The organism is Rathayibacter sp. AY1B7 (assembly GCF_002932735.1).
Classification (GTDB): Bacteria; Actinomycetota; Actinomycetes; order Actinomycetales; family Microbacteriaceae; genus Rathayibacter.
Window position 1 is genome coordinate 47,675 of sequence record NZ_PSWK01000013.1, and the last position, 22,549, is coordinate 70,223.

Genomic DNA, 22,549 nt, shown 5'->3' on the forward strand with positions numbered 1-22,549 from the left:
GGTGGCCCGCGGCGACGCGCTGGGCGGGGGCGGCGCCGTCTCCTCCCTCCGCACCTACCGCTACGTCCGCCTCTCCCTGGTGGCGGCCGTGGTGCTCCTCACGGCCGGCCTCGTCCACCAGCTCGTCGTCGGAGGCCCGCTGCGCTCGATCAGCGCCTCGTACTACACCCCGGTCCGCTCCCTCTTCACCGGGGCGCTCTTCGCGGTCGGCGTCGCGCTGGTCGTCCTCGCCGGGAGGAGCGTGCGGCGCTTCCTCCTGCTGCTGGCGGGCATGACGGCGCCGGTCATCGCGATCGTGCCGGTGCCCCTCGCCTCGGAGGAGCTGCAGCGCCTCCAGGGAGCGGTGTGCCCGGCGGGAGGGGCGTCGTGCCTTCCCGCGACGGCCGCGGGTGAGGTCGCCGCCTCCCTGCCCGCCTACCTGGTCACGGCCGCGGCCGTCCTCGTCGCCTCCGTGATCCTGCTCGCCCTCGACCGGGTCCTCGACCGCTGGGCGCTCGTCCGCACCGCGATCGCCGCCGCCCTCCTGATCGCTCTGGCGGCCTAGAGCACGCTCCCGTCATTCCTGCGGCTCGGCCACTACGCCGCCGCCGGCGTCTTCTTCCTCCTCATCGCCGTCACCGCGGGTCTGCACGCCGTCGCGGTGCGCGAGGAGGGAGCGAGCGGGCCGGGGACGCCGCGCTTCTACTCCCGCTGCTACGCCGTTCTCGCGGTGCTGATCGCCGCGGTCGATGCGGCGCTGGTGCTCCTGCTTCTCACGGGGCGGGGAGCGGAACTTCTCGGCGAGCAGTGGCTCCTGCTCGGCGAGGCCGTCGCGCTCGCCCTCTTCGGGATCTTCTGGGTGCTGCAGACCGTCGAGAACTGGGATCGTCCCGACGTGCTGCTCGTCGCGCGGGGCTGAGGGGGCCGGTGACGGACGGCCCCCTCAGCCGCTCAGCGCTTGAGGGTGATCGAAGAGCTCCGCCCGAGGTTCCCTGCGGCGTCGTAGGCGTGCGCGACGATCGCGTACCGCCCGGCCGGGTAGGAGGAGGCCGAGACGGTCAGGCGCCACGTGCCGTCCGACGCCCTCGTCGCGTCGCCCAGCCGCGTGGCTCCGCTCCAGAAGCTCAACTTCGTCGTGCCGACGTCGTCCTTGGCGGTGGCGACCAGGGTGACAGAGCCGCGCACCGTCGATCCGCTCGTCGGCGCGGTGATGACGGTCTTCGGAGCCGTCGTGTCGCGCGACGGCGCGGGCGAGCCCGTGGGTGCCGGAGCAGGTGCCGCGGTGGGCGCCAACGTGGGAGTCGGGGTCGGAGCCGGAGCCGGTTCGTCGCCGAGGCCCCAGGCCGTCCACAGCTCCTCCGCGATCATCGCCTGGCCGGCGACGTTCGGGTGGAAGTAGTCGACGTCCGTCGAGAGCTGGTCGAGCGAGATCGGAGCCGCCGTGAGGGCGCCGCCGTCCCAGACGCAGTCGTTCGCGGTGGATGCGCAGGCCGATTCGAGTGCCTCGTTGAAGTCGGCCTCCCGGTCCTCCGCCGCCGCGAGCGAGGCGGTGTAGGCCGAGCCGGTCAGCGGGGCTCCGGTCGTGGCGTCGACTCCGCGCTGGGTCCGGCAGACCCCGCCCCAGGCCCAGATCGCGGCGCCCGGCGTCGGCTTCACGGCCTCCCACTCCGACTCGATGTCCGGGACCGAGCCGACGAGCACCGTCGCCTCCGGCCACTCCTCGCCGATCGAGCGCAGGATCCGGGTCGCCGACGCGGCGAAGGAGGCCGCGGGCGTCATCGCGTAGCCGTCGCGGGAGTCGGGCGAGAGGCTCAGCGAGCAGAGGTCGTTGCCGCCGATCAGCAGCGTGACCACGTCCGGCTCCTCCCCGGCCGCGACCGCGGCGTCGATCCGCGACTCGACGCCGCTGATGACCGCGCCCGACTTCGCGTAGTTCACCGCGCGGACCGCCGTCCGCGGATCCGCCGCCGCCATCCGGCTCGCGATCGAGTCGACCGCGGGCGCCGATCCCGTCGCCCAGGAGTTCTCGACGCAGTCGCGGTTCACCCCGCAGGTCGTCGCCGCGCGCGTGATCGAGTCGCCGAGCGCGAGCAGCGTCTGCGTCCCGGACGCCTGCGCCGGCGGTGCCGCCAGGAGCCCCGCCAGGAGCGCGATCGCCCCCGCGCCGACCCCTGCCGCTCTCCGCCGTGCCCTGTGTGCTGTGGTCCCCATGTCGTCCCGTCCCCTGGTCGTCCATCGTTCGAGTGCCTCGCGTGCTGCGAGAGCACGAGGGGCGAGCGTACGTCGCCGCGGCTCCCCCGACGGACCGGAGGAGGGCGGCTCCCGTCCGGCGCGGCCCGGATGGGGGACACGGAGGACGCGCGGAGGCGGGCGGCCCACAGCTTCAGGCGCCCGATCGTCAGGACCTGCACGACCGGCCCGCGCGCTCTCCCGCCCGGAGAGCACGTGGACCGACGGCTCCTCCTCGATACTCTGAGGCGATGATCGGCCGTCGCCGTGGAGGGAAGAAGGATCAGCATGGACTACTCGAACGAGGACGATCTCAAGCAGAGGATCGGTATCGACTCCTGGAGGAATCTGTCGAAAGAGAAGTTCATCGCGTTCGCATCCGAGCTGCCGAACATGAGCGAGGAGCTCGCCCTGAAGGTCGTCGAGCAGTTCCCGGATTTCAAGAATCTCGTCCTCGACTCGTTCAGTGAAGTGCGAGATCAGGCGAGTTCAGCCGTTCGAGCCAACTGGAAGAGTCAGAAGAAGGTTCATAGGGCCTTCGCCGAGTACCGCGCCGTCCTGAACCGCGAACTGGATCGTGACACCCTGAGCGCGGCGGACCGCTACTCGGTCCTTCGGCTGTTCAAAGAAGCGATCGATGACGAAGCGCTGAAGGATTCGGAGCACAAGGCGTTCGTGCTCCGTGCACTGGGCATCGTCGCGATGGTCGCAGTCGCCGGAGTCTCGACGGGAGTCGCCGTCCTCGGCGGTCGAGCCAGGATCGGCGGAGACGCCTAATACCGAAGCCGATCCAACGGACCACTCCTCCGCCGACGAGCGCGTCGAGGCCGCGAGGCGGTCGACCCGCCGAACAGGCGAGGTTCCCGATCCGGCCGCCGGGAGAACACGGAAGGCCCGCTCTCTCGAGCGGGCCTTCCGTGGTGGTGGATCCGAGGGGATTCGAACCCCTGACCTCTTCATTGCGAACGAAGCGCGCTACCAACTGCGCCACGGACCCCTGCCTTCCGAGCCGTCACCGGCCCGAACAACTCGTCCACACTAGCACGGACGAGCAGGCGCCTCGCACTCGCGTCAGGCCCCGCGGCGGCGCTGCAGCGCCTGGTCGAGGTCGATCGCGTCGACGCCGTCCACGACGCCCATCGCGGCGAAGCGGGAGGAGGGACGCGGGGCCTCGGGAGCGGGAGCGGCGGCACGCGGGACGCGCAGCGGCGCCACCTCGGGAGCGGTCGCGGCGGCGCGCTGGGCGAGCTCCGCCTCCGCCGCGGCGGTGCGCAGGCGCTCCACGGCGTCGATCGACGCCATCGCGGAGGCGGCGACCGTGCCCCGGGACAGGTAGAGCGGCTTGGGGAGCGGCTGCGGCGTCCAGCTCGCACGGTCCTCGGCGAGCTCCTCGGAGGCGTCGTCCGCCGCCTCCTCGGCGAGCTCGGCCTCGAAGACCTCGGCGCGCCGGCGCTCGGTCGCGGCGGCCGTCGTCGCTGTCGCGGCCGGAGCGGCGGCGCGGCGGCGACCCGGAGCCAGCAGGATCAGCGTGCCGAGCCCCGCGACGGCGAGGAGCAGGCCGACGAGCGGCACCGCACCCGTGCCGCCGAAGGGCAGCATCACGAGCCCGACCAGCGCGGCGACCGCCCCGACCAGCACGGCCAGCGCGGCGCCCTGGCGCCAGCGCAGGACCGAGGGCCCTGACCGCGTGCTCCGCCGTGCGCTCGCGGTCGCCCGTCGCAGCGCGTCGCGCGCCGCCTTCTCCGCCTGTGCCAGCTCCATCGCCTGTGCCTTCTCTTCGGCTCGTCGTCGTGTCTCGGTCACCCGGAGCCGGCGCTGCTGCAGCGCCACCTCGCGGGCCGTCGCCTCCGCACGCACGTGCTCGGGCACTTCCGCGGTCTCGGCGAGGATCCGCAGCGTCTGCTGCAGCCTCACCGCGTTGCGCTCGGTCGCGTTGTACGACCGCCTGCGCATCCACGTGGGGATCAAATAGGCGACCCACAGAACGGCGGCGAGCGCCCAGACGACGCCCCCGCCCAGCCAGTCGCTACTCATGCGGACAACGCTAGGAGCACCGGGCACTCCCGTCCGTCATTACGGGTAGGTGTGTCCGTGCGGATCGCGGATCAGTCGGGGCCCCGTCGGAGGGACACCGGCGCCGTCGGAGGGTCCGGAGAGACCCGAGCGGCGCGAGGCGCGGAGATCCGCGTCGGTCGGCACGCCGACCTCCGACGGGACCTGCCCGTCGAGGTAGCGGCGGAGCACGCCGCGGGGCACCTCCTCCGCCACGAGGGCGAAGCAGAAGTGGTCGCGCCAGTCGCCGTTGATGTGGATGAAGCGCCGCCGCAGGCCCTCGTAGCGGAAGCCGAGCTTCTCGACCACGCGCAGGCTCGGCCGGTTCTCCGGGCGGATGCAGATCTCGATCCGGTGCAGGCCCAGGTCGAGGAAGGCGTGGTCGGCAGCGAGTGCCACGGCGATCGGAGTGATCCCCCGCCCGGCGTAGCGCTCGGACACCCAGTAGCCGATCGACCCGGAGGAGAGCGAGCCGTACCCGATGTTCGAGATGTTGAGCTGCCCGGCGAGTTCGCCGTCCCAGTCGATGAGGAACGGCACTCCGCCGCCGGCCCGCGCGTTCTGCTGCAGCGAGCGGATGCTGGCGCGCACGTCGAACGCGGCGCCTCCCCGGGGGTCGGACGCCTCCCACTGGCGCAGCCACGACCGGTTCGCGATCAGCTCCCGCTCGAGAGGTCGGGCGTCGCGCACGCGGATGGGGCGGACGGTGACACGACCCTCGGTGAGCGTCGGGATCGGGAGCGGCATGATGCGACCCTACTGCTCCGCCGCACTGCGGGAGGGGGACTGGACTCCGGGGCATTCCGTGCTTCCGTGGAACGGAGGAACGGACGGGATCCCCCGCCTCAGCAGGGGGTCCCGTCCGTTCCGGAGGCGCGCTCGCCGGGGCTCAGAGGCCGGCGACGAAGTCCTTCAGCCAGGGCTTGAGGTCCTTGCCGAGGTCGTCGCGGTCGGAGGCGAGCTGCACGATGGCCTTGATGTAGTCGAGCTTGTCGCCGGTGTCGTAGCGGCGGCCGCGGAACACGACGCCGTAGACGCCGCCGAACTCGGCCGGATCCTGGGCCATGCGCTCCAGCGCGTCGGTCAGCTGGATCTCGCCGCCCTTGCCCGGAGCGGTGTGCTCGAGCACGCCGAACACGTCGGGCTTCAGCACGTAGCGGCCGATGATCGCGAGGTTCGAGGGGGCGTCCTCCTTGGAGGGCTTCTCGACCAGGCCGGTGATCCGCACCACATCGTCCTCGTCGGTCGCCTCGACCGCCGCGCAGCCGTAGAGGTGGATCTGGTCGGGGTCGACCTCGAGCAGCGCGACCACCGTGGTGTCGCGCTGCTCGGCGACGTCGATCATGCGCGAGAGCAGCGGGTCGCGGGCGTCGATCAGGTCGTCGCCGAGGAGCACGGCGAAGGGCTCGTCGCCGACGTGGCGCTGCGCGCGGGAGACCGCGTGGCCGAGGCCCTTCGGCTCGCCCTGACGGACGAAGTGCACGTCGGCGAGGTCGCTGGCGTACTTGACGTGCTCGAGCTTCTTGTCGTCCTTCTTCTGGGACAGGTTCTGCTCGAGCTCGGGCACCGAGTCGAAGTGGTTGGCGAGCGCGTTCTTGTTGCGCCCGATGATCACGAGCACGTCCTGGAGGCCGGCGTCCGCCGCCTCCTCGACCACGTACTGGATCGCCGGCTTGTCGACGACCGGCAGCATCTCCTTGGGGATGGCCTTCGTCGCCGGCAGGAAGCGGGTGCCGAGACCTGCGGCGGGGATGACTGCTTTGCGGATTCGAGTGCCCATGGGGCGCCATCCTAGCGGCGGGGGAAGTCGCGGGAGTTTCGCGCCAGGACCGGCGACAGAAGGCGCCGGACCCCGTTCCGGGGCGGTCCGGGACGAGCGTCCCTCAGGGTCGTCCGTGCGGAGGCCGGCGCGGGGCCCGGTTCTAGACTGAGCGCATGCCAGCCGACATCACGCACGAGAAGCGGGCGCTGCGCGCCGAGCTGCGCGAGCGCCGCCGCACGCAGACCTCGACCGCTCGCGACCAGGCCGCGGAGCAGATCACCGCCCACCTGATCGAGCTCGCCACCCGCGTGGGGGCCCGCTCCCTCGCGTGCTACCTCTCCGCTCCGGACGAGCCGAGCACCCGGCCGTTCCTGGGCTGGGCCGAGAGCCACGGCATCCGCGTCCTCTTCCCCGTCTCGCGCCAGGACGGCCTGCTCGACTGGGCGGTCGGCGACGGCCACACCGAGACCCAGGGCCTGTTCGGCATGCCCGAGCCCGTCGGGCAGCTGCTCGGCCCCATCGCGATCAACGACGTCGACCTCATCGTCGTCCCGGCCGCCACCGTCGACCGGCAGGGGATGCGGATGGGCTGGGGGCGCGGCTACTTCGACAAGACCCTCGGCTCGATGGAGAAGTGCCCGCCGGTCTACGCCGTCGTCTTCGACAGCGAGCTCGTCGACCGGGTGCCCAGCGAGGTCCACGACCAGGCCGTCGACGGAGTCGTCACTCCCTCCGGCATCGTCGACCTGCGCCACTGACCCCGTCCTCCTTCTCCCCCACCCGCCTCCGAGGAGCCCCCTGTGCCCACCTACTCCTACCGCTGCACGCAGTGCGGCAACGCCTTCGACATCCAGCAGAAGTTCACCGACGACACGCTCACCGAGTGCCCGAGCTGCCAGGGGGCGCTGCGCAAGGTGTTCAGCGCGGTCGGCGTGACCTTCAACGGCTCGGGCTTCTACCGCACCGACTCCCGCTCCGGCGGGAAGTCGAGCGAGGGCGGCTCCTCCTCCTCGGGTGCCGGCTCGTCCGGCTCGGGCGCATCCGGCTCCGGCTCATCCGACTCGTCGTCGGGCTCCTCGGGATCGGGCGGCTCCTCCTCCGGATCCTCGGGTTCATCGGGCTCGGGCGGCTCCTCGTCCGGCTCGGGGTCCTCGGGCTCCGGATCGTCCTCCTCCTCGTCGTCCTCGGGCTCCTCCGGGTCCTCCTCCTCGGGTTCCTCCTCCGGGAGCTGACCCGCCACCCACCGCTCACGGCAGAAACGGAACCATCATGATCAACGGCTTCAAGGAGTTCATCCTCCGCGGCAACGTCATCGACCTGGCTGTCGCCGTGGTCATCGGCGCCGCCTTCACGACCATCGTCAACGCGATCGTGACGGGGATCTTCAACCCGCTCATCGGCGTGATCTTCGACGCCTCCTCCCTCGAGGCCCTGGTCTGGCCCATCCGACCGGGAGAGAACGGCGAGGACCCGACCGTCATCGCCTACGGCTCGGTCGTCTCGGCCCTGATCCAGTTCGTGATCGTCGCCTTCGTCCTCTACTTCGCGTTCGTCCTGCCGATCAACCACCTCAAGAACGCCGCCTTCGCCAAGAAGGCCGCCGACGCCCCCGCCGCGGAGGACAAGGCCCCCACCGAGCTCGAGCTCCTCGCCGACATCCGCGACCTGCTCGCCAACAACGGCACCGCCACCACCGCGAACTCCGGCAAGCACGTCGACTGAGTCGCTCTGTCGTCTTCCCGATGGGGGAACGGCTCGCAGAGCGTTGTGCGAACGGTGCGTCCGAAACGCTGGCACGCGGCTCGGACGGCACCTGCACCTTCGGGAGGTCGCCGATCGGGACCATGAGCAACTCTGGCGGGGACCGATCGGTCCTGTCTCCACGCGTCCATCCGCTCGTCGAGCGGGGGCGCGCCGGGGGGAGGTCCGAGGTCGCCGACGGGACATGTCTCGACTCGCGGATAACCGACCGGTCCGGCTGACGTCAGTAGTGCGGGGGGACGTCCTGGCGCAGGCGCGCGTCGTTCGGGCCGGTGTCGGGGCGCGCGGGCGGCGCGGAGGGGTCGGCGACCGGAGCATCGTGCGGGGACGGATCGGTGCCGGGCTTCGCGGGGAGCGTCGCCCGCCGACCGCCGCGGGTGCGCCGCAACGGGCGGTCGGCACCCGCGGGGGCGCCGGGATCCTGCGCCACGATCAGTCGCGCGGCAGCGGCTCGACGGGCTGCGTCTCCCCCGACGCCGGAGCGGCGGCGGCAGCAGGAGCGGCGGGAGCAGCAGCGGTGGGAGCAGCAGCCTCGCCGGCGGCGGGAGCAGGGGTCTGCTCCTCCCCCGCGGTCGCACCGATCAGCCCGGCCACCCGCGCGGCCACGGCCTCGGGGTCGGCGAACAGCTCGAAGTTGTGCACCCGCAAGTAGTGCCAGCCCAGCCGCCGCAGCAGCTCCGGACGCAGGCGCAGCGACACGCGCAGGCTCTGCGTGCTCACGTCGCGGTCGGTCTCGACCACCACGGCACGGGTCCCGTGCGCGGCGACGAGGGCCAGCTTGCCCTTGTGCCCGATGTTGACCCGGAGTCCGCGGCGCTCGAGGCGCGCGGCGAGATCCACCAGCATCGGCTCCGAGTAGTCGTCGCGGTCGCTCGGCTGGACGCGGTCCTCCGCCTCCTGCAGCACCTGCGCGAGCGCGACCATGCCGTAGCGCATGCGCGACTCGTCGATGTCGCCCGGGCGGAAGCACGAGACGATGTCCATCGAGCGGCGGGCACGGGTCATACCGACTGCCAGCAGGCGCTCTCCGCCCGGCTCCGCGAGAGCGCCGAAGTTCGACAGCAGGCGGCCGTGGGGCGTCCGGCCGTAGCCGATCGAGAAGATGACGCGGTCGCGGCTCTGCGCGACCGACTGCTCCAGCGTCACGACGGCGAAGGGCTCGGGACGGTCGCCGAGGATGAAGTCGCTCAGATCGGTGCGCTTGGCGAAGGCCGTCAGCACCGCCTGCTGCACCCGCACGGCGTGGCGAGGACTCGCGGTGATGACCATCAGCGACTCGCGCGGACGGATCACGGCGTGCTCGAGCACCAGCTCGACCACCTTCGCGACCTCGGCGTCGACGGACTCGACGGCTCCGGAGTCGTTCTCGGGCATGCCGTGCCCGCTCGCGATGTAGTGGAAGCGGAGCGAGTCGTGTCCGAGGAAGGAGCCGGCCCAGGGCAGGGAGTCGATGCGGCCGCCGTAGAAGCGGCGGTTGACCAGCTCGGCCAGGTCCTCGCCGCCCGCGCGGTAGCTGCGGGTGAGCGTGACGGTGTTGAGCAGCTCGCCGAGTCGGGCGAGCGCCGACTGGGCGTGCAGCGCCTCCACGTCGGTCCGCGAGGCGGTGGAGCCGAACTCCGGCGTCTCGTCGACGCGCAGGCCGAAGGGAGTGGGGGTCTGCGTGACCGGGTCGCCGAACGCGACGACCTGCTTCGCCCGGCGGATCGCTCCGACGTTCTCGGCCAGCGTGGTCGCCCCGGCGTCGACGAGGAACACCGCGTCGAAGGTCGTCTCGGTGCCGATGCGGTGCACCTCGTACGGCGAGGCGAGCCAGGCCGGAGCGAGCACGCGCGAGAGGTGCGGGGCGGCCTTCTGCAGCTCCTGAGGGGTCGTCGCCGCCTCGGTGCGCAGCAGCGCGCGCAGCGCATCGCGCTCCTGCGGCCAGTCGACGAGCCCGATCTTCCAGGTCTCGGAGAGCTTCCAGGCCAGCAGCTCGGCGCTCGAGGCGGCGTGCGCCTCGTCGACGAGCTTGAAGTCGGCCTCGAGCCGGTCGAGCACGCTCGTGTTGCCGCCGAGCAGCGCACGCTCGTCGGTCAGCATGATCTCGAGCGCCGAGCGCCACCAGGCCAGGTCCAGCTCGCCCGCGACCAGCTCGGCCGGCACGTGGCGGCGCGAGAGGTCGGTGAGCAGCGGGTCCAGGCCCCAGTCGCGCAGGGTGGCGAGGAGGGTCGTCCGCTCCTGGAGGTTGGCCAGCACCTCGCTGTCCTCGGCGAGGCCGGACACCATCGAGGCCAGCTCGGCGAGAGGGAGCGAGGCGAGCTGCAGGTTCGTCCCGCGGCGGCCGAGCGGCTCGTCGAGACGGCTCAGCTGGTCGGTCACCTGCTGGTAGGCCACCTGCACGTCGGCGACGCCGACCGGGACCTCGGGGATCGTGCCGGCGACCGCGTAGCGCTGCCACAGCGTCCGCTGCTGCTGCACCCGGCGGAGCGCCGCGTTGAGGTCGGTGACGTGCGCGCCGGGACGCAGGTACTCGCGGGCGAGCTTCTTCAGGCGCCGGCGGTTGGTGGACGACATCTCGGCGGCCTCGCGGCGCGGCGAGGTGGCGACGATGAGGTCCTGGATCGAGCGGTCGAAGACGGCCGGCTGGAACTTGTCCAGCGTCTCGCGGACGTCCTGCAGCAGGCGCAGGTAGATGCCGAGCTCGGCGACCGACTCGAACGGGCGCATCCGCGTCTGGCCGATGACGTCCTGGGCGCGGTCGAGCAGGCGCGGCAGGTCGCGCAGGTGCAGGCGCTTGGCCAGCTCGTGGGCGATCTCGGCGTCGGCGGTGGAGTCGAACTGGGCCCCGTACCAGGGCGAGTCGCCCGGGCCGTAGCGGAACTCGCCCAGGCGCGCCGACTCGATCAGCATCCGGGTCGCCTCGGGGCGGCTGTGCGCGAGAGCGGTGACGGAGCGGCGGTCGAGGCGGGCGGCGGTCGACGGGGGCGTCCGCAGCTGCGAGAGGCGGGCGAGCTCCTCGAGGGCCTGCAGCGCCGAGACGCCGAAGCTCTCGTCGCGCCGGGAGAGCGCGCCGCGGTAGTCGAGCAGCACCTTCCGCAGCCGGAGCAGGGCGTCGTCGATCTCGCTGACGGAGGGGCGCGCGGCCTTCTCGTTGCGGCCGATCGACTGGATGAGGTCGCGGCGGAGCGTGCGGGGCCCGACCGCGATGCCGCCCAGGCCCGCCGAGAGCAGGCGCTGGTGGATGCTGTCGAGGCTCGACCGGCGGGCGCTGACGACCAGCACGCGCTTGTGCTGGGCGGCCAGGGCGCCGATCGCGTTGACGATGGTCTGGGTGCCGCCCGTGCCGGGAAGGGTCTTCACGACGAGCGAGTTGCCGGCCGCGATGTTCGCGATCACCTGCTCCTGCTCGGCGTCCGCGTCGAGGAGGAGGTTGTCGGTCGCGGGAGGACGCTCGTCCTGCGGGATGATCGACGCCACCTTCTGCGACTGCTGCAGCGCCCGCTTGGCGGCCGGGTTCCCGGCGACGGCGTCGAGGACGGGGTGCTCGAGCATCCGGGCGTCGCGGAGCATGTCGCCCGCCACGTCGGCGAAGCTCGAGACCACGAGGCGCGGGTGCACGGCGAACCACGGCAGGTGCGAGGTCAGGCCGCGCAGCTGGTCGATGACCGGCTGCGGCTTGAAGACGCCGTTCTGCACGGCCAGCTCGACGAACTGCTCGGGGTCGATCGTGATGCCGAACTGCTGCTTGAGGGCGCGCGCGAGCTGCGGATTGAAGTAGGGCTGGCCCTTGAGCTTGAGCTCGAAGTCGCGGCCGTAGCGGCGGATGGCGAGCGGGCGCAGGAGCACGGGTGCGGTGAACTCCGTGTCGCCGGCGCGCCACTGGGCGAGGCCGATGGCGAGGTGGACGCCCTCGATGCCGCGGACCGAGCGCAGCTCGATCCCCTTGTCGGTGATCGCACCCGCGGCGTTCTTCGCGGTGCGCAGGGCGAGCTCGTCGCGGATGAGCGAGGAGAGGAGCGTCGTCTTGCCCGAGATGAACGGGGGCAGCCCGCCGGGGTGCGTGGTCGAGAGCTCGATGCGCGTCCGGGGCGAGTCCACGAAGTGGAGCAGGGGCGACGGACCGCCGACCTTGGCGAGCTCGTCGCGCCACGACTGCCACACCGGATCGGCCACGTTGCCGCCCTGGTAGCCGGCCTCGCCGCTCGTCACCTGCACGGGAGAGGTCGCCGTCGGGGAGAGCCGATGCGCGGACGCCTCCCCCTGGTCACCGGATTCGGGTGAGGTCGCCACCGGTCCGGCTCCTGGGAAATCGTCGACTCGTTGCACACGGACACCCTAAACCGGGCACCTCCGAAAGGCCGTAGCGACGCGGGTCGGCGGCACGGCACCTCCGAACGGCTCACCTGCCTGGAGCATCGGAGGCACGCGGAGCGCCGGGTCGGATCGGCGAGCGCGCCCGCCCGATCGGGGCGGGCGGGGGTCAGGAGGGCCAGACGGCCAGGGGCGGCGCCGTCTCGACCCGGCGCTCGTCGCCGACCACGCGGATCCGGCTGCTCACGCGGTCGTGCCCGGCGGCCGCGGCGACCGCGGTCATGACGAGCCGGGCGTGGTCGCGCGTGAGATGCCCGAAGGCGCTCCGCAGATCGACGGGGCGGCCGGTGGCGAGCGACACGGCGATGCGCGCGACCGCCTCCTCCGAGAGGTCGAGGAGGCACGCCTGCTCGGCGAGGACGGCGAAGTCGATCCGCGGCGCGGCCTCCGTGGCGGCACCGGCCGCCCACGGGTGCTCGGGGCGGAGGCATCCGGCGCGGACGAGGAGCTGCTCCGCGGCCTCGAGGCCGGGCCCGGCGAGGACGGGGATCATGCCGCGGTCCGCTCGGCGCGGCGCCCGGAGGCGCGGACCCCGACGGACACGACGGCCGACAGCAGGCAGGCGACGCCGGCGATCAGCGGCGCGAGCCAGCCGAGGACGCTCACCTCGTCGACGTCCGCGCCGAAGTACTGCCAGTGCGCGATGGCGTAGACGAAGAGGGAGAAGAAGCAGAGCGCGACGCCCGTGAGCGCCGACACCAGGTCCGCCGGACGGACGAGGGGCTCGTGCTCCGCCGAGGCGGCCTGCTCGATAGCGGGCTCGGAGAGGGCGGCGGGCGGGACCTGCGGGAGGGTCGCGGTGGCGGGGTGCTGCGTCATGTCTCCGAGGCAACCAGCCGCGCAGTGTCACGGTCGTCACTCGCTGGCATGACGTCCCGAGCCGAGCGGATGGTGGCGCGGTCGGCCGGTCAGGGAGCGACGGGGACGTCCGCTCGGGCCGGTCGGCGTCCGAGCGACGACTGGAACCGCAGCAGGTACCCGTCGGGATCGGCCACCACCAGCTGACGGACGCCCGCCTCCTCCGCTCCGACCTGGTACCAGCGGGTCTCGAGCGGCGAGAACAGCGGCGTCCCGGCCTCGGCGAGCGCCGCTGCCGTCCGGTCGGCGTCGTCGACGTGCAGCTGCAGGTTCATCCCCCGGCCGAGCGGGCGCTCCAGCGGTGCCGCGATCCAGTTGCGGCCCCTCCCCGCCTCTTCGAGCATCACGTGCGCGGAGCCGAGGACCAGGTACGCGAAGCCCTCCTCGGGTCGGGCGTAGTGGATCCGGAACCCGCAGGGACCGCACCAGAACCCGAGGCTCCGGTCGAGGTCGGCGACGAGCAGCTCGGGGACGAGATCGGGATCGGCCATCCGCGCGTTCTACGCCTCGGCGCTCTCGGGGCGCTTCGTGCGGCCCGGGAGCAGGAGCAGGCCCGAGACGCCCACGACGATCAGCAGGATGGCCGCGACCGTCACGAAGGAGGCCAGCGCCAGCACGGGCATGATGATCGTCAGGACGCCCGCGATGACCGAGGCGATCCCTGCCGCGATCGGCAGCCACGCGGGGCCGGCGACGGTGCGGCCGCTGGTGATGCTCGAGACGCCGTCGAGGATCCAGCCCGCGCCGATCACGAGGCCCAGGACACTCAGCGACTCGAACGGGTTCGACAGGCACAGGATGCCCGCGACCAGGATCAGGGCGCCGAGCAGGCCCGCGAGCCAGCGCACCCGGGCATCGAGCCGCGAGGCGGTGAAGGCCAGCAGCAGGCGGAAGACGCCCGCGGCGATCAGGTGGATGCCGAAGACGATGGCGACGGTCAGCAGCGTCGGACCGGGGATCAGGACGGCGATGACGCCGAGCACGATCGCGATCAGCGAGACGGCGATGATCCACCAGCGCTCGACGGAGGTGCGGGACATCGTGGGCGCGGCGGTCTCGGACATGGCGTTCCTTCGCGTCGGGGAGTGCGGACCCCTCGAACGTTAGGGCACCGGGGCGGGGTGGCGCGGGGCCTTGCGCCCGCCCGCCCGAGGACGCAGGTCAGTGGCGCGATCCGGTGCGCGCCGCGGCACGGTGCCGCCGCACGCGGCGCACCACGAGCGCGAGCAGCAGCACGCCGAACGCGCTGTAGATGATCGCGTCGAGCACGCCCGCGTACTGGTCGACGAGCTCGTACTGCGTACCCAGGGCTGCGCCGAGGCCGATCAGCAGGCCGTTCCAGACGCCGGAGCCGAGGATCGTCAGTCCCGAGAACAGCAGCAGGTTCATCCGCTCGGCCCCCGCGGGGAGCGAGATGAGGCTGCGCACGCCCGGGATGAGGCGACCGAAGAGGACCGCCCAGGTGCCGTGCCGGCGGAACCAGCCGACCGCCTTCTCGAAGTCCTCGCGGTCGACCAGCGGGAGCTTGGAGAGCAGGCGGATCGAGCGCTCCGTGCCGATGCGGTGGCCGAGCGCGTAGAGGATCAGGCCGCCGAGGTAGGCGCCGAGGGTCGCCGTGATCACGACCAGCACCAGGTTCATCCGGCCCTGCTGGGCGAGGAAGCCGGCCAGCGGCAGCACGAGCTCGCTCGGGATCGGCGGGAACACCGTCTCGATCAGCGTCAGCAGGCCGACGCCCGCCTCTCCGAGCGCGGCGATCACCCGCGCGGCGACGCCGACGAGCCCGGAGAGCTCGTCGATGCTGTCGGAGGAGGAGGCGGTCGCCACGGAGGCGGGGGCGAGGGCGAGGGTCGCGATCGTCATGACTGAGAAGCTACTCAGTCCGCGGAGCGCGCACCTGGGAATCCGGCGGCCCGCTCAGGGGCGGCCGGTGAGCACGACGGTGTCCGATCCCTGCAGCCGCACCTCGACCGAGGCGATCTCGGAGAGCGGGAGCCCGGTGGCGAGGCTGGGCTCCATCGTCGTCCCCGGCGCGCTCGTCCACGATCCGACGGCCTCGGTGCCGCCCGAGGTGTCCGTGACGTAGAGGACGTAACCGGCCGAGCCCGCGTACTGCTCGGCCGTGTCGGCCCAGCTGCAGTCCATGTCGATCCGCGTGCCCCACTGCTGCGGCACGAATCGCACGGAGGCCTCGACGGGGACGCCCGGAGCCGCGACGAGCGAGACGGTCGAGCCGACGGTCTCGACGGGGGCGAGGGACGGACCGATCGCGAGCGGCAGGGCGACGGCGGCGGCGGCCGAGACGCCCGCGGCGGCGAGCACCAGGCCCGCGATGCGCAGCCGGGTGCGGCGGCGGACGGAGTCGGTGGCCGCGGCGAGGCGGGTCAGCAGTGCCGCCGGAGCCGGATCGCCGGCCGCCTCCGGCTTCTCGACCAGGCGCATCGCCTCGTCCTGGGGCAGGTGGGCCAGCAGGCCCGGCAGCGGGACGAACTCGGCGAGGGACTCGCGGCAGCCGGGGCAGGCGCGCAGGTGCAGCTCGTACTCGCGGCGGTCGGCAGCGGTCAGGGATCCGAGGAGGTACGCGGCGTCCCAGTCGCGGAAGGGGTCGTCGTGCCGGTCGTCGGAGGAGGGGTCGCGGTTCACAGCTCCGTCACCCCCCGCTCCTGCAGTGCGAGCTTGAGGGCCCGCATCCCGTAGTGCATCCGAGACTTGACGGTGCCCGGGGCGATCCCCAGCAGCGCGGCGATCTCGGTGACCGTGCGGCCGCCGTAGTAGGCGTGCACGATGACGGCGCGGTGGTCGTGGCTCAGTCCGCTGAGCGCGTCCGAGAGCAGCCAGGCGTCGAGCACCTGGTCGGTGCGGTCGGCGGTCGGGCGCTCGGGGACCTCGTCCGTGCCCAGCTCCCGGGCGTAGCGGGCGCTGCGGCGGTCGTCGATGACGAGGTTCCGGGCCACGGTGTAGAGCCAGGAGCGGGCGGCGGCCTCGCCCTGGGCGAGGATCTCGGGGTGCTTCCAGGCGCGCAGCAGCGCCTCCTGCACGACGTCCTCCGCCATCTGGCGGTCGCCGGTCAGGCGCAGCACGAACCGCCAGAGCGCGCTGGCGTGCTCGTCGTGCAGCGCACGCAGCATCTGGGCCTGATCCTCGGACATCTCCACCTCTTCCTGCACCAACGTAACGGGGGCCCGAACGGTTCAGCCGGTTCGCGCGAGCGGCCCCACTCTGGTACTCCGGAGTCGATGACCTTCCCCGATGCCGACGACGCCGCCCGCGTGCGCTCCTTCCTCCGCGACAACCGCTCGCGGATGCTCGACGACGTCCGGCACCTCGTGATGATCGAGAGCCCCAGCGACTCCCTCGAGGCGCTCGGCGATCTGCACGCCTTCCTGGTGCACTGGGTGGGAGAGCGGCTCGGGCACGACGCCGACGTGCAGCACCAGCGTGCGCAGGACGCGCCGACCGCGACCAGCTGGACCGTCCCGGCGAGCGGCGGCGCGAGACCGCACCGCGGCACGCGTCCGTTCGTGGCGCTGCTCGGCCACTACGACACGGTGTGGCCCCTGGGCACGACCCGCTCCTGGCCCTTCGCCGTCGACGGCGACCGCCTGAGCGGACCGGGCAGCTACGACATGAAGGCCGGGCTGGTGCAGATGGTGTGGCTGGTGGCCGCGCTCCGCCACGCCGGCGTCCCGCATCCGGCCGTCCGCCTGGTGATGAGCGGGGACGAGGAGATCGGCAGCGCCGCCTCCCGCCCGTTCCTGGAGCGGCAGTGCGCGGGCGCCGACGCGGTCCTGGTGTTCGAGGGCGCGATCGGCGACGCGGTCAAGACGGCGCGCAAGGGCATCGGGCGCTTCGTGATCGACGTGGTCGGGGTCGAGGCGCATGCCGGGGTCGAGCCGGAGAAGGGGGCGAGCGCGATCCACGAGCTCGGCTCGCTGATCCCGCGGGTGCTGGCGATCGCGCGGGAGGAGGAGGGCACCTCGGTCAACATCGGAGTGGTCTCCGGCGGCTCGCGGGTCAACGTGACGACGGCCCGCGTGCGTCTGGAGCTGGAGGCGCGGATCCGCGGATCCGCCGAGGCCGCCCGCGTCGAGGCCGAGCTCGACGCGCTCGCCGCCGCCGACCCGCGCATCCGGCTGGAGGTGCGCGGCTCCTGGGAGCGGCCCGTCTTCGAGCGGACCGCCTCCGTCGCCGCGCTCTACCGCAGGGCCGAGCGGGTCGCGAAGCGGATCGACGTCCCCCTCCGCGAGATCGCGGTCGGCGGGGCGAGCGACGGCAACCTCGTCGCCGCGCTGGGCCTGCCGGTCCTCGACGGGCTCGGCGCCCCGGGCGAGGGTGCGCACGCGCGCAGCGAGGCGATCGGCATCGAGGGCATGCTGGAGCGGACGGCGCTCGCCGCGCTGCTGGTCGCCAGCTTCGGCGACGAGCACTGACCGGCTGCAGAGGAAGGACGAGCGGATGACCCTGTACGAATCGCGCCCCGTGGGCGTCGTGATCGAGGCTCCGGCCGCGGAGGTGTACGCCTTCGTCTCCGACCCGGCGAACCTCCCGCGGTGGGCCGCGGGCCTCGCCTCCGCCGCGCTCGAAGAGGTCGACGGACGCTGGTTCGCCGACTCGCCGATGGGCCGGGTCGAGGTGCGCTTCGCCCCGCAGAACCCGTTCGGCGTCGCGGACCACGAGGTCACGCTCCCCGACGGGACGGTGGTGGACAATCCGCTCCGGGTGCTCGTGAACGGGGACGGCGCCGAGGTGGCCTTCACCGTGCGGCGGCGCCCCGGGATGAGCCTCGACGACTGGGACGAGGACTGCGCGCGGGTCGCGGACGACCTCGAATCGCTCCGGCTGCTGTTCGAGCGCGAGGCGCTGTAGGTTCGTCACAGCTCCGGCGCAGGGCCGGCACCCGTGAGAACGAGGACGCGATGACCTCCCCCGATCGTCCGAGCACCCGCCCCGCGAGCGGCATCGAGCTCAACGGCCTCGATACGATCCAGGAGTCGGAGCGGCACGGCCGCCCTCGCGACCTCTTCTGGCCGTGGTTCGCCGCGAACGTGTCCGTGCTCGGGCTGAGCTACGGCTCCTTCCTCCTCGGCTTCGGCCTCTCCTTCGGGCAGGCGACGCTCGTCAGCGTGATCGGGATCGTCGTCTCGTTCCTCTTCTGCGGTCTGGTCGCCGTCGCCGGCAAGCGCGGCTCCGCCCCGACGATGGTGCTCAGCCGGGCGGCCTTCGGGGTCGACGGCAACCGCCTCGTCTCGGTGATCTCCTGGCTGCTCACGGTGGGCTGGGAGACGGTGCTGGCCTCCCTCGCGGTGCTCGCGACGGCGACGGTGTTCGAGGAGTTCGGCTGGGACGGGGGCGTGCTCACCAAGGTGGTCGCGCTGATCGTGGTCGCCGCGCTCATCGTGATCGCCGGGATCGCGGGCTTCCGCCTCATCATGCGGCTCCAGCTCGCGATCACCGTCGCGACCGCCGTGCTGACCGTGGTCTACGTCGTGCTCGTCCTCGACCGGATCGACCTCGCCGCCGTCGGCGCCCTGCCCGCGGGCTCGGCCGCCGCGGTCATCGGCGGGCTCGTGTTCATGATGACCGGCTTCGGGCTGGGCTGGGTGAACGCCGCGGCCGACTACTCCCGCTACCTCCCCCGCGGTGCCCGCACGAGCGGAGTGATCGCGTGGACGACGATCGGCGGAGCGGTCGCGCCCGTCGTGCTGGTGGTCGTCGGCCTGCTGCTGGCCGGCTCCTCGCAGGAGCTCTCGGACGCGATCGCCGCGGACCCGATCGGAGCGCTCGCCGGGATCCTGCCGACCTGGTTCCTGCTCCCCTTCATCGTCGTCGCGCTGCTCGGCCTGATCGGCGGGGCGGTGATGGACATCTACTCCTCGGGCCTGGCGCTGCTCAGCACGGGGCTCAAGGTCTCGCGGCCGGTGGCCGCCGGGATCGACGGCGTGCTGATGGTCCTCGGAGCGGTCTACGTCGTGTTCGTCGCGGGCGACTTCCTCGGCCCGTTCCAGGGCTTCCTGATCACCCTCGGCGTGCCGATCGCGGCCTGGCTCGGCGTCTTCCTCGCGGACCTCCTCCTCCGTCGGCGCGACTACGACCAGGAGGCTCTGTACGACTCCCGCGGCCGCTACGGCAGCGTCTCGGCGGTCCCCGTGGCCCTCGTGCTGATCGGCGCGGTCGTCGGCTGGGGCCTGGTGGTCAACTACTCCCCCGGGTTCGAGTGGGAGGGCTACCTCCTCGGCCCGCTCGGCGGCCGCGACGGCGACTGGGCCGGCGCCAACCTCGGCGTCCTCGTGGCGCTCGTGATCGGCTTCGCGGGAACGCTCGCCCTCTCGCGCGGGGCCGTCCGCCGCCAGGAGGCCTCGGCGTGAGCCTGCTCGTCGCGATCGACCTGCAGCACGTCTTCGCCGACGCCGAGTCGCCGTGGGGATCCGGCGGATTCGAGCGCGCGGCCGAGGGGACCCGCCGGCTCCTCCCGGCGTTCGGCGAGCGGGTCGTGACCACCCGCTTCGTCGCCCCGGAGCGGCCCGCCGGCGCGTGGATCCCCTACTACCGCGAGTGGCCGTTCGCGCTCGTCCCCGAGTGCGACCGGCTCTACGAGCTCGTGGCCGGGTTCGAGGGCCACCGCACGATCACCGCCACGACCTTCGGCAAGTGGGGGCCCGAGCTCGAGGCCGAGCTCGACGACTCCCGCGAGGTCGTGCTCACCGGCGTCTCGACCGACTGCTGCGTGCTCTCGACGGCGCTGGCGGCCGCGGACGCCGGAGTACGCGTCAGGGTCGCCGCGGACGCCTGCGCCGGCGCCTCCGAGGCCGACCACCAGCGCGCGCTCGACGCCATGTCCCTGTACGCGCCGCTGATCGAGATCACGACCGTGGACGCGGTGCTGGCGGACCTGCGCGACCGGGTCTGAGACCGCGGGCGGGACGCGAGCCGCTCGCGCCGGTCGGCCCCGCGCGTCGCGGGGCGACCCCGTCACCCGGCATGATGTCGGCATGTCCTCCACCGACGAGCGCGTCAGCCCGGCTTCCCGCACCCTGGTCATCGGCGAGGCGCTGATCGACATCGTCGAGCGCGACGGCAGCGCCACGGAGCACGTCGGCGGCTCCCCGGCCAACGTCGCCCTCACGCTCGCCCGACTCGGGCGACCCGCGACCCTCGTCACCGACATCGCCGACGACGAGCGCGGCCGCCGCATCAGCGCCCACCTCGAGGCCTCCGGCGTGGAGGTCCGGCACGGCGACTCGGAGCGCACCAGCACCGCTCGGGCGGTCCTCGCCGCGGACGGGTCGGCCCGCTACGTCTTCGACCTCTCCTGGAACCCGCCGGCGGCGGACCCGGAGGGCGCCTCCCACGTCCACACCGGTTCCATCGCGATCTTCCTCGAGCCGGGCGGATCCGCCGTGCTCGAGCTCCTCGAGGCTCTGCCCGCCGGAGTGACGGCGAGCGTCGACGCGAACATCCGCCCGGCTCTGGTCGGCGCGCACGCCGAGGCGCTCGCGCGCTTCGAGCGGATCGCCGCCGCGTGCGAGGTCGTGAAGCTCAGCGACGAGGACGCGGAGTGGCTCTACCCGACGATGCAGCTCGACGAGGTCCTCAGCCGGCTGCTCTCCCTCGGGTCGCAGCTCGCGGTCGTCACCCGCGGCGCGGAGGGACTTCTGCTGGCCTCGGCCGTCACGCGGGTGACCGTGCCCGCCGCCCGGATCGTGGTGGCGGACACGATCGGCGCCGGCGACTCCGCGATGGGCGCGATCCTCGACGAGGCGTTCCGCCAGGGCCTCGGCGCCGCGAACGGGATGCTGCTCGACGGCCCCGCCCTGCACGCGATCGGCCGCCACGCCGCGCACGTCGCCGGCATCACGACCTCCCGCTCCGGCGCGAACCCGCCCACCCGCGACGAGCTCTGAGGACCGGGGGCGGACCTTCTGCAGGACGCCCCTGGTGCTCGCGTCGGGACGCGGAGATACTGGGCGCACCTCGACGGAAAGGCGTGCCGTGCCCACTTCACTGAGCCCCTACATCGGCTTCGACGGCTCCGCGCAGGAGGCGATGGAGTTCTACCGGGACGTCCTCGGCGGCGAGCTCAGCTCCAGCCGCTTCGGCGACTTCGGGATGAGCGCGGATCCGGCCGACCAGGACCGGATCATGCACGCCCAGCTCGTCACGCCGAGCGGGATGATCCTGATGGGCTCCGACTCCCCCTCCTCGAGCCCGGCCGAGAGCGGCGCCCGCATCACGATCGCGCTCTTCGGCGACGACGACGCCGAGCTGAGCGGCTACTGGGACGGCCTGGCCGAGGGCGGCACGGTCGTCGAGCCGCTGGTCGCCTCGTCCTGGGGCGACCGCTTCGGGATGCTGGTCGACCGCTACGGCGTCGGCTGGATGGTGAACATCGCCGCTCCGCCGGCCTGACGCTCCTCCCCAGCGCGGGATCGGGGCACGCCTCCCCCGGGTGCGTCCACCCGTCCCGCCGGGCGCCGCGGCAGGCGCAGAATGGAGGGGCCGCTCCCGCTCCGGGAGCCGTCCCACCTCTCACGAAGGCTGCAGATGACGATCACGCTCGGGTACAAGGCATCGGCGGAGCAGTTCGGCGCCCGGGAGCTCGTCGAGCTCGCGGTCGGCGCCGAGCGGCACGGCTTCGAGACCGCGGTCGTCTCGGACCACTTCCAGCCGTGGCGGCACACGGGCGGGCACGCGCCGTTCTCCCTCGCCTGGCTCGCCGCGGCCGGTGAGCGCACCTCCACCATCACCCTCGGCACCTCCGTCATGACCCCGCACTACCGCTACAACCCCGCCGTCATCGCCCAGGCGTTCGGCACGCTCGGCGTGCTCTACCCCGAGCGGATCATGCTCGGCGTCGGCACCGGCGAGGCGCTGAACGAGGTCGCCACCGGCTATCAGGGCGCGGGCGAGCAGACCTGGCCCGACTTCAAGGAGCGCTTCGCCCGCCTGCGCGAGGCCGTGCGGCTGATGCGCGCGCTGTGGGCGGGCGACCGCGTCACCTTCGACGGCGAGTACTACTCCACGCACGAGGCGTCGATCTACGACAAGCCCGAGAGCGGCGTGCCGGTCTACATCGCGGCGGGCGGCCCCGTCGTCGCCAAGTACGCCGGCCGGGCGGGCGACGGCTTCATCTGCACGTCGGGCAAGGGCATGGAGCTCTACACCGAGAAGCTGCTCCCCGCCGTCGAGGCGGGCGCCGCGGCGGCCGATCGCGACTCCTCGACCATCGACCGCATGATCGAGATCAAGCTCTCCTACGATCCCGATCCGGCGCTCGCGCTCGAGAACACGCGCTTCTGGGCGCCGCTCTCGCTGTCGCCCGAGCAGAAGCACTCGCTGACCGATCCGGTCGACATGGAGCGCGCCGCCGACGAGCTGCCGATCGAGCAGGTCGCGAAGCGCTGGATCGTCGGCTCCGACCCCGAGGAGACGGTCGCGCAGATCAAGCCCTACGTCGACGCGGGCTTCACCCACCTGGTCTTCCACGCCCCGGGCGACGACCAGCAGCGCTTCTTCGACGCCTTCGAGCGCGACCTCGCGCCGCGGCTGCGCGCGCTCTGA

At 72.8% G+C, this 22,549-nt stretch carries 26 protein-coding genes and 1 tRNA gene; 13 read left to right on the forward strand and 14 right to left on the reverse strand.

What is annotated here, in order from left to right; genetic code table 11:
* Position 1 precedes the first annotated feature (1 nt).
* Both C5C95_RS08915 and C5C95_RS08920 read left to right on the forward strand, forming a co-directional pair.
* Positions 2–544, forward strand: a complete 543-nt coding sequence (locus tag C5C95_RS08915) for a hypothetical protein (RefSeq protein ID WP_104324263.1) — start codon at positions 2–4, stop codon at positions 542–544.
* Between the two features lie 96 nt (positions 545–640).
* Entirely contained in the window at positions 641–898 is a 258-nt protein-coding gene (locus C5C95_RS08920) for a hypothetical protein (RefSeq protein WP_104324264.1), read from the forward strand.
* A 32-nt stretch (positions 899–930) separates the two neighbouring features.
* Here C5C95_RS08920 and C5C95_RS08925 read toward each other — a convergent pair whose 3' ends face one another.
* Positions 931–2,190, reverse strand: a complete 1,260-nt coding sequence (locus C5C95_RS08925) for a GDSL-type esterase/lipase family protein (protein ID WP_104324265.1) — start codon at positions 2,188–2,190, stop codon at positions 931–933.
* A gap of 306 nt (positions 2,191–2,496) precedes the next feature.
* Here C5C95_RS08925 and C5C95_RS08930 point away from each other — a divergent pair, with 306 nt between their 5' ends.
* Positions 2,497–2,985 carry a hypothetical protein gene (locus C5C95_RS08930; protein ID WP_104226443.1) on the forward strand — a complete coding sequence of 163 codons (489 nt, stop codon included), beginning with the start codon at positions 2,497–2,499 and terminating at the stop codon, positions 2,983–2,985.
* A 144-nt stretch (positions 2,986–3,129) separates the two neighbouring features.
* Here the strand turns inward: C5C95_RS08930 and C5C95_RS08935 are convergent.
* The 4 genes from C5C95_RS08935 to galU form a co-directional block, all read right to left on the reverse strand.
* Positions 3,130–3,205, reverse strand: a tRNA-Ala gene (locus C5C95_RS08935).
* Between the two features lie 74 nt (positions 3,206–3,279).
* The gene (locus C5C95_RS08940) at positions 3,280–4,242 is read right to left on the reverse strand and encodes a hypothetical protein (RefSeq protein ID WP_104223216.1); all 963 of its coding nucleotides are present in this window, start codon (positions 4,240–4,242) and stop codon (positions 3,280–3,282) included.
* A gap of 39 nt (positions 4,243–4,281) precedes the next feature.
* The gene (locus C5C95_RS08945) at positions 4,282–5,007 is read right to left on the reverse strand and encodes a GNAT family N-acetyltransferase (RefSeq protein WP_104223217.1); all 726 of its coding nucleotides are present in this window, start codon (positions 5,005–5,007) and stop codon (positions 4,282–4,284) included.
* Between the two features lie 142 nt (positions 5,008–5,149).
* Positions 5,150–6,040: a UTP--glucose-1-phosphate uridylyltransferase GalU gene (gene galU, locus C5C95_RS08950; protein WP_104223218.1), complete on the reverse strand. Its 891-nt coding sequence runs from the start codon at positions 6,038–6,040 to the stop codon at positions 5,150–5,152.
* A gap of 155 nt (positions 6,041–6,195) precedes the next feature.
* On the opposite strand from galU, the gene C5C95_RS08955 reads away from it, so the two are divergent.
* Genes C5C95_RS08955 through mscL form a run of 3 tightly spaced genes read left to right on the forward strand, consistent with a single transcriptional unit; the run spans position 6,196 to position 7,744 of the window.
* A complete protein-coding gene (locus C5C95_RS08955; protein ID WP_104223219.1) occupies positions 6,196–6,780 on the forward strand; it encodes a 5-formyltetrahydrofolate cyclo-ligase in 585 nt (194 codons plus the stop codon).
* 42 nt (positions 6,781–6,822) lie between these two features.
* On the forward strand, positions 6,823–7,254 hold the full coding sequence (locus C5C95_RS08960) for an FmdB family zinc ribbon protein (protein ID WP_104223220.1): 432 nt from the start codon (positions 6,823–6,825) through the stop codon (positions 7,252–7,254).
* A 37-nt stretch (positions 7,255–7,291) separates the two neighbouring features.
* Complete coding sequence (mscL, locus tag C5C95_RS08965) at positions 7,292–7,744, forward strand: large conductance mechanosensitive channel protein MscL (protein ID WP_181027096.1); 453 nt, start codon at positions 7,292–7,294, stop codon at positions 7,742–7,744.
* A 262-nt stretch (positions 7,745–8,006) separates the two neighbouring features.
* Here mscL and C5C95_RS08970 read toward each other — a convergent pair whose 3' ends face one another.
* The 9 genes from C5C95_RS08970 to C5C95_RS09015 form a co-directional block, all read right to left on the reverse strand.
* Positions 8,007–8,213 (reverse strand): hypothetical protein, encoded by a 207-nt coding sequence (locus tag C5C95_RS08970; RefSeq protein ID WP_104273097.1) that lies wholly within the window; start codon positions 8,211–8,213, stop codon positions 8,007–8,009.
* A gap of 2 nt (positions 8,214–8,215) precedes the next feature.
* A complete protein-coding gene (locus C5C95_RS08980) occupies positions 8,216–12,052 on the reverse strand; it encodes a DEAD/DEAH box helicase (protein ID WP_374954312.1) in 3,837 nt (1,278 codons plus the stop codon).
* A gap of 190 nt (positions 12,053–12,242) precedes the next feature.
* Positions 12,243–12,626 carry a hypothetical protein gene (locus C5C95_RS08985; protein WP_104232859.1) on the reverse strand — a complete coding sequence of 128 codons (384 nt, stop codon included), beginning with the start codon at positions 12,624–12,626 and terminating at the stop codon, positions 12,243–12,245.
* Positions 12,623–12,952: a hypothetical protein gene (locus C5C95_RS08990; RefSeq protein WP_104288088.1), complete on the reverse strand. Its 330-nt coding sequence runs from the start codon at positions 12,950–12,952 to the stop codon at positions 12,623–12,625. The genes C5C95_RS08985 and C5C95_RS08990 overlap by 4 nt, the downstream gene beginning before the upstream one ends.
* 89 nt (positions 12,953–13,041) lie before the next feature.
* Complete coding sequence (locus C5C95_RS08995) at positions 13,042–13,482, reverse strand: VOC family protein (RefSeq protein WP_104324266.1); 441 nt, start codon at positions 13,480–13,482, stop codon at positions 13,042–13,044.
* Between the two features lie 9 nt (positions 13,483–13,491).
* Positions 13,492–14,055: an HdeD family acid-resistance protein gene (locus tag C5C95_RS09000; RefSeq protein WP_104225073.1), complete on the reverse strand. Its 564-nt coding sequence runs from the start codon at positions 14,053–14,055 to the stop codon at positions 13,492–13,494.
* Positions 14,056–14,152: 97 nt separating this feature from the next.
* Positions 14,153–14,854 carry a DedA family protein gene (locus C5C95_RS09005; protein WP_104225072.1) on the reverse strand — a complete coding sequence of 234 codons (702 nt, stop codon included), beginning with the start codon at positions 14,852–14,854 and terminating at the stop codon, positions 14,153–14,155.
* A gap of 54 nt (positions 14,855–14,908) precedes the next feature.
* Positions 14,909–15,634, reverse strand: a complete 726-nt coding sequence (locus tag C5C95_RS09010; protein WP_104324267.1) for an anti-sigma factor — start codon at positions 15,632–15,634, stop codon at positions 14,909–14,911.
* The gene (locus C5C95_RS09015) at positions 15,631–16,140 is read right to left on the reverse strand and encodes a sigma-70 family RNA polymerase sigma factor (RefSeq protein WP_104225070.1); all 510 of its coding nucleotides are present in this window, start codon (positions 16,138–16,140) and stop codon (positions 15,631–15,633) included. The genes C5C95_RS09010 and C5C95_RS09015 overlap by 4 nt, the downstream gene beginning before the upstream one ends.
* A gap of 87 nt (positions 16,141–16,227) precedes the next feature.
* Here C5C95_RS09015 and C5C95_RS09020 point away from each other — a divergent pair, with 87 nt between their 5' ends.
* The 7 genes from C5C95_RS09020 (at position 16,228) to fgd (ending at position 22,549) form a co-directional block, all read left to right on the forward strand.
* On the forward strand, positions 16,228–17,421 hold the full coding sequence (locus C5C95_RS09020) for a M20/M25/M40 family metallo-hydrolase (RefSeq protein ID WP_104324268.1): 1,194 nt from the start codon (positions 16,228–16,230) through the stop codon (positions 17,419–17,421).
* Between the two features lie 25 nt (positions 17,422–17,446).
* Positions 17,447–17,857 (forward strand): SRPBCC family protein, encoded by a 411-nt coding sequence (locus C5C95_RS09025; RefSeq protein WP_104324269.1) that lies wholly within the window; start codon positions 17,447–17,449, stop codon positions 17,855–17,857.
* A 50-nt stretch (positions 17,858–17,907) separates the two neighbouring features.
* A complete protein-coding gene (locus C5C95_RS09030) occupies positions 17,908–19,356 on the forward strand; it encodes a cytosine permease (protein ID WP_104249451.1) in 1,449 nt (482 codons plus the stop codon).
* Entirely contained in the window at positions 19,353–19,898 is a 546-nt protein-coding gene (locus tag C5C95_RS09035) for a cysteine hydrolase family protein (protein WP_104324270.1), read from the forward strand. Before C5C95_RS09030 ends, C5C95_RS09035 begins: the two co-directional genes overlap by 4 nt.
* A gap of 82 nt (positions 19,899–19,980) precedes the next feature.
* Positions 19,981–20,892, forward strand: coding sequence for a carbohydrate kinase (locus tag C5C95_RS09040; RefSeq protein ID WP_104232867.1), 912 nt, complete (start codon positions 19,981–19,983; stop codon positions 20,890–20,892).
* Positions 20,893–20,980: 88 nt separating this feature from the next.
* Complete coding sequence (locus C5C95_RS09045; RefSeq protein WP_104288081.1) at positions 20,981–21,397, forward strand: VOC family protein; 417 nt, start codon at positions 20,981–20,983, stop codon at positions 21,395–21,397.
* A gap of 135 nt (positions 21,398–21,532) precedes the next feature.
* Positions 21,533–22,549, forward strand: coding sequence for a glucose-6-phosphate dehydrogenase (coenzyme-F420) (fgd, locus tag C5C95_RS09050; protein WP_181074566.1), 1,017 nt, complete (start codon positions 21,533–21,535; stop codon positions 22,547–22,549).